The organism is Pseudoalteromonas sp. Z9A5 (assembly GCF_011378875.1).
Lineage (GTDB): Bacteria > Pseudomonadota > Gammaproteobacteria > Enterobacterales > Alteromonadaceae > Pseudoalteromonas.
Genome location: NZ_WTLC01000108.1, coordinates 1 through 1028, shown reverse-complemented (window position 1 = coordinate 1028; position 1028 = coordinate 1). Strand labels below are relative to the sequence as shown.

Here is a 1028-nt window from a genome sequence, read left to right as displayed (position 1 = left end):
TAACGTCTTAGTATTTATACGTTACGTTGTTTGTATCGTATAAATACCTTGTTGAACGAAGCATACTCCTCACTCAACTTTTTTATTGGTATGCTTAATGCTATAGGAATTCTCTTTTTTAGGGAAGTTGTTGATTGCAGATTTATTGGACACCCTTTTACTACTACACGGGTTAATTACTGTTTATTAATTACATTTCTACGCTTTTTTATTGCGTTTCTGCCTGCTTATTGTCTACTGTCCTTCTTTTTATTTATTTTAGCCAACACCCCATCTAAGCTGGTTATATTGCACCAACTTATTTAACGAATTGTTTTTAAGTGTTCGACTTACTATTAACCACTATTCATTATTATGCCTCCCGTCGCTAGACCGTCGATTTTTGCATCCTTTATACAGAGGCTTTTCATTATCAACTGCCCTTGCTTACATGATGGGCACGGCCAATTAACTCCCATCGCACCTGTTGTATCTGACTTTCCCTTATTTTTAGTCTCATGCTTGTTTGTTTGTGCGCTGATAATACCCCGCTTTTTTGCTCTACACGCACTGGCTAAAAACCCGTAGTGCCGTATTCGCATAAACCCACTTGGGAGTACATGCAGTAAATAGCGCCTAATAAATTCTATGCCTGTTAATGTCATTCGCTTTATTTTGCTGTCTCGGTAGTCTTTATAACTAAACGTGACATCATCTTTTGTTACTTGCTTAAGCCGTCCTTCATGTAACATGCCTTTACGTGTGTAGCGTCCAAGGTATTTCAACACCGTTTTCGGGGCGGTCAAATTCACTTTGCTGTGTACGCACCATGATTTTGTCATTAACAATTCGTTTTGAGGTATCGTTAGTTTATGCGCCCTAATGGCTGCTAACATTTTTGCTCTAAACACGGTTGCTAAGGCTTTTACTGCAAATAAATACGGCTTTTTAACACCCCGCCACTCACCTGACGATGTTAATACGCCACCTGGAATTAAACAGTGCAAATGAATATGTTGAGCTAGGCTTTGCCCCCATGTATGTAAGAC

General features: G+C 39.0%; 1 pseudogene. It reads right to left on the bottom strand.

The window, feature by feature from the left end:
• Window positions 1-518: 518 nt before the first annotated feature.
• Window positions 519-1028, bottom strand: a pseudogene (locus GQR56_RS21205) (transposase); the annotation flags it as partial.